The 4,686-nt window shown below is 71.7% G+C and carries 4 protein-coding genes; 1 reads left to right on the forward strand and 3 read right to left on the reverse strand.

The genetic code is table 11. The features are described from left to right. Positions 1-183 precede the first annotated feature (183 nt). The 3 genes from cseB to recQ all read right to left on the reverse strand — a co-directional run bounded on the left by cseB (position 184) and on the right by recQ (position 3,722). Positions 184-936 carry a two-component system response regulator CseB gene (gene cseB, locus WH07_RS31680; RefSeq protein WP_046507795.1) on the reverse strand — a complete coding sequence of 251 codons (753 nt, stop codon included), beginning with the start codon at positions 934-936 and terminating at the stop codon, positions 184-186. After that, the gene (locus WH07_RS31685; RefSeq protein ID WP_052744623.1) at positions 837-1,676 is read right to left on the reverse strand and encodes a hypothetical protein; all 840 of its coding nucleotides are present in this window, start codon (positions 1,674-1,676) and stop codon (positions 837-839) included. Before WH07_RS31685 ends, cseB begins: the two co-directional genes overlap by 100 nt. A gap of 168 nt (positions 1,677-1,844) precedes the next feature. Continuing rightward, on the reverse strand, positions 1,845-3,722 hold the full coding sequence (recQ, locus tag WH07_RS31690) for a DNA helicase RecQ (protein ID WP_046507797.1): 1,878 nt from the start codon (positions 3,720-3,722) through the stop codon (positions 1,845-1,847). A 185-nt stretch (positions 3,723-3,907) separates the two neighbouring features. Here recQ and WH07_RS31695 point away from each other — a divergent pair. Continuing rightward, a partial coding sequence (locus tag WH07_RS31695) for a VOC family protein (RefSeq protein ID WP_063775863.1) occupies positions 3,908-4,686 on the forward strand: 779 nt, incomplete at its 3' end.

Genomic DNA, 4,686 nt, shown 5'->3' on the forward strand with positions numbered 1-4,686 from the left:
CCAGCTCGAAGGCGCGCGAGGACCGGTCGACCAGCACGACCAGCACGACGACGACCACACAGGTCGCCGCGGCCACGAGGCCCATGATGCGCCACTGCAAGGAGCGCAGCCGATACGCGGCGGAGAGCGCGCCCGGCGGACGGAGGGCCGGCGGGCGAGGTGCGGACGGGCGAGGGGCCATCGTCACCGCCGCAGCTTGTATCCGAAGCCGCGCACGGTGTCGATGCGGTGGGCCCCTATCTTCGCGCGCAGCCGTTTCACATGGAGGTCGACCACCCTGGTGTCCCCGTCCCAGGCGTGGTCCCAGACCTGTCTCAGCAGTGTTCTGCGCTCCAGCACGACACCGGGCGAGGCGGCGAAGACGAGCAGCAGCCGCAGCTCGGTCGGCGTCAGCGCGGTGATCTCGCCGCCCCGGCGCACCTCCATGCCGTCGGTGTCGATGGTCAGGTCCCCGAACCGGAGGACGTCCTGGCCGGTGGACGGCCGCGCGCTGTCTGGGGCGGCCGGCGCGAAGGAGGCACGGCGCAGCAGTGAACGGATCCGCGCGACGAGTACCGCGCTCTCGCACGGTTTGACCACATAGTCGTCGGCACCGGCCTCCAGGCCCGAGATGATGTCGAGATCGTCGCCGCGCGCGGTCACCATCAGGATCGGGACGAGGCTCGACTCCCTTATCCGGCGGCACAGTCCGATGCCGTCCAGTTCGGGAAGCATGACATCGAGCACCAGCAGGTCGGGGCGGGTCTCCCGGAAGAGTTCGAGGCCGGTGAGGCCGTCGGCGGCGGTGGAGACGGTGAAGCCGTACCGCTGGAGGGCGATACGAAGGGTGTTCCGGATCACCTCGTCGTCCTCGACGAACAGGATGTGCGGCTCGGCGGGCTGGTCCGGGCAGACGTCGGGGCAGGTGTCGGGGCGGGCACGGCGGACGGTGGGCATGGCGGCGTCCTCGCTGTCTCGGTACGTGTACGGAGCAGGGCGTGCGTGCCGGCTCGTGCGGCCGAGGCGAGGGCCGTGTCCGCCGGTGGTCTGTTGTCGACGGCCGTCAGCGCCGCGCCGTTCCAGCGGTAGCGGACGGTACGGGGACCGGTGTCCTCCGCGACGGTGAGCAGCAGCTCCCCTCCGGCCACGGCCAGTTCCGCACCGGTCGCGCCGGGGTGGACGAGGAGGGGGCGTACACGACCGCCCGCGGCCTGATACACCGCCAGAAAGGTACGGCGGGCCACCGGTTCGTCGACCGCGACGACGAGTTCGGCCCCGCCGTCACCGGTCACGTCCTCGTACACCGGCGGCCGTACGGGACAGCGCGGGCCGGGGCAGTCGCGCAGGGCGGCCCGCGACCGCTCGGGCAGCCGGGGGTCGCGGGACAGCAGGGCGGCCACGGACAGGCCGTCGAGTCCGCCGTGCGCCGGGACGCGGATCCCGTCGAGGGGCGGATAACCCTTGGGCGCGCGCGCCTCCGGCCGATTCGGCAGGGCGTCCGTGTGCACGGACAGATCGGCCGCGGCGCCCGCGTCCCGTACGTCGGTGTCCGGCGCGTATCCGCTCAGCGCTCCGCCCAGCACGGTCGCGGCGGCGACCGTGGCTCCCACGGCCCGGCCGGGACCGCGCCCGTACAGCGACAGACGCCTCAGGGTCGCGGCGCCTCGGCGGAGGAAAACGTAGGGAGAACGCATCATGCGGAGCCTAACGGTGAGGCGACAACGCTCCGTTGGCCTGTATAGCGCGGCACGGCCTAGGGGAAGGTACAGAAATTCGCCCGCCAGTACGCCTGTTGGGGCGAGGCCCGCACCGTCCGCCCGGCGCCGGACCCCGCCCGTCGCGGCGGGGTCCGCTCCGCCCGGACGTCACTCCGTACCCAGCGTCTCCAGGATCTGCTCCCCGTACTTCGCCAGCTTGTTCTCGCCCACCCCGCTCACCGTGCCCAGCTCCGCCAGCGTCGCCGGCGCCCGTACCGCGATCTCGCGCAGCGTCGCGTCATGGAAGACGACATACGCGGGCACCCCCTGCTCCTTCGCCGTGGCCGCCCGCCAGGCGCGCAGCGACTCGAACACCGGCACCGCCTCGTCCGGCAGATCGACGGGCACGGCACGCCCCTTCTTCTCCGCGCGCGCGGGCTTGGCCACCGCAGCCTTCTCGGGCTCGCGCCGCAGCATCACGGACCGCCGCCCGCCCAGCACCTCGGCACTGTCCTCGGTGAGGACGAGCGTTCCGTAGTCGCCCTCGACGGCGATCAGCCCCTGCGCCAGCAACTGCCGTGCCACACTGCGCCATTCGGCCTCGCGCAGCTCCGTACCGATGCCGAACACGCTCAGCGCGTCATGGTCGAACTGGATGACCTTGGCCGTCTTCTTGCCCAGCAGGATGTCGGTGATCTGCCCGGCGCCGAACTTCTGATTGCGCTCCCGCTTCAGCCGGACCACGGTCGACAGCAGCTTCTGCGCGGGCACCGTGCCGTCCCAGGACTCGGCGGGAGTCAGACAGGTGTCGCAGTTGCCGCACGGCCCGCTCTTCTCGCCGAAGTACGCGAGGAGCTGGACGCGGCGGCACTCCACGGTCTCGCACAGCGCGAGCATCGCGTCGACATGGGCGCCCAGCCGCCTCCGGTGCGCGTCGTCGCCCTCGGAGGTGTCGATCATCTTGCGCTGCTGGACCACGTCCTGGAGTCCGTATGCCAGCCAGGCCGTGGACGGCAGCCCGTCGCGCCCGGCGCGGCCCGTCTCCTGGTAGTACCCCTCGACGGACTTCGGCAGATCGAGATGGGCGACGAACCGTACGTCCGGCTTGTCGATGCCCATGCCGAACGCGATCGTCGCGACCATCACCATGCCCTCCTCCCGCAGGAAGCGCGCCTGGTTCGCGGCCCTCGTACGGGGATCCAGCCCCGCGTGGTACGGCAGCGCCTCGACCCCGTTCTTCACCAGGAACTCGGCGGTCTTCTCGACCGAGGCCCGGGACAGGCAGTACACGATCCCCGCGTCGCCCGCGTGCTCCGCACGGAGCAGATGCAGGAGCTGCCGCTTGGGGTCGTTCTTCGGCGCGATGCGGTACTGGATGTTGGGCCGGTCGAAGCTTGCCACGAAGTGCCGCGCGTCCTGGAGCCTGAGCCGGGAGGCGATCTCCGCGTGGGTGGCCTCGGTGGCGGTGGCGGTCAGCGCGATACGGGGCACGTCCGGCCACCGCTCGTGCAGCGCCGACAGGGCCAGATAGTCGGGGCGGAAGTCGTGGCCCCACTGGGCCACGCAGTGCGCCTCGTCGATGGCGAACAGGGAGATCGTGCCGCGCTCCAGCAACCGTACGGTCGACTCCACGCGCAGCCGCTCCGGCGCGAGATAGAGCAGATCCAGCTCGCCCGCGAGGAACTCGGCCTCCACCAGCCGCCGTTCGTCCAGATCCTGGGTGGAGTTGAGGAATCCGGCCCGGACACCGAGCGCTCTCAGCGCGTCGACCTGGTCCTGCATGAGCGCGATGAGCGGGGACACGACGACTCCGACGCCCTTCCGCACCAGCGCGGGGATCTGGTAGCAGAGCGACTTGCCGCCGCCGGTCGGCATCAGGACAAGGGCGTCGCCCCCGGCCACCACATGATCGATGATCTCCTGCTGGCTCCCGCGGAAGGAGTCGTAACCGAAGACGCGGTGCAGCACACGCAGCGCCTCGCTGCCGGCCTCGGGGCCGGCTCCGGCAGGGGTCTCGGGACGCGGGTCGGTATCGGCAGCGCTCATCCGGCGATTCTATGAGTCTCGTGCGACACCGGTCCGACCGATCCGCGATCCGGGCGGTCACGGCGGCGTCTGAAGCGGCGGCGGGAACGGCTGCCAACTAGGACATGGTCTGACCTGCACGGGATCTAGCGTCGGGGGTGCCGCCCGGAAGTGGAGCGGCGAGACCGACGAAGCAGGAGAGGCACATGAGTCAGGTGACCAGCACTCAGCCGACGGGCACTCCGACCTGGGTCGAACTCGATGTCCCCGTCGCGGAGGCCGGGCGTGCGAAGGAGTTCTACGAGGCGCTGTTCGGCTGGGAGTTCGCGGTGGGATCGCCGGGGGCCGGCCAGTACACGGTGTGTCTGCTGCGCGGCCACGCGGTGGGGGGACTCAGGCCGGTGACGGCCGGGACGACATCGGGGCACTGGCGCGTCTACATCGCCACCGACGACTGCGACAGCACCGCCAAGCGTGTCCTCGACGCGGGCGGCACGCTGATCGAGAGCCCCGCGGAGGTCGGGGACCGGGGGCGGGCGGCCCTGGTGGTGGACCCGGTCGGCGCCGAGTTCGGCCTGTGGCAGGGGCGCGGGCGCATCGGCAGCGAGATCGTGAACGAGCCCGGCAGTCTCGTACGGAACGATCTCACCACCCCGGACCCCGCCACCGCGCGCGCTTTCTACCCGGCGGTCTTCGACTACACCCTGGACGCCGAAGGCGGTCTCCCGGACGCCGACTTCACCTTCCTTCGCCGGCCGGACGGGCATGAGATCGGCGGCATCATGGGCGTGCCGCAGGGCGCGCCCTCGGTCTGGGGGACCTGCTTCGAGGTCGCCGACGCCGATGCCGCCGCGGCGCGGGCGGTCGCGGCGGGAGGCACGGCGGGCACGCCCTCGGACACGGTCCACGCCCGGCTGGCGGAGATCACCGACCCGCTCGGCAACACGTTTGTGGTGGGCGAGCGGCCGGGGGTGGGGGAGGGCTG

Source organism: Streptomyces odonnellii, assembly GCF_000981895.1.
GTDB classification, from domain to species: domain Bacteria; phylum Actinomycetota; class Actinomycetes; order Streptomycetales; family Streptomycetaceae; genus Streptomyces; species Streptomyces odonnellii.

Coding starts and splice junctions, on each gene's coding strand:
- recQ (WP_046507797.1), bottom strand. CDS start 3,722: ATGAGCGCTGCCGATACCGACCCGCGTCCCGAGACCCCTGCCGGAGCC.
- WH07_RS31685 (WP_052744623.1), bottom strand. CDS start 1,676: ATGATGCGTTCTCCCTACGTTTTCCTCCGCCGAGGCGCCGCGACCCTG.
- cseB (WP_046507795.1), bottom strand. CDS start 936: ATGCCCACCGTCCGCCGTGCCCGCCCCGACACCTGCCCCGACGTCTGC.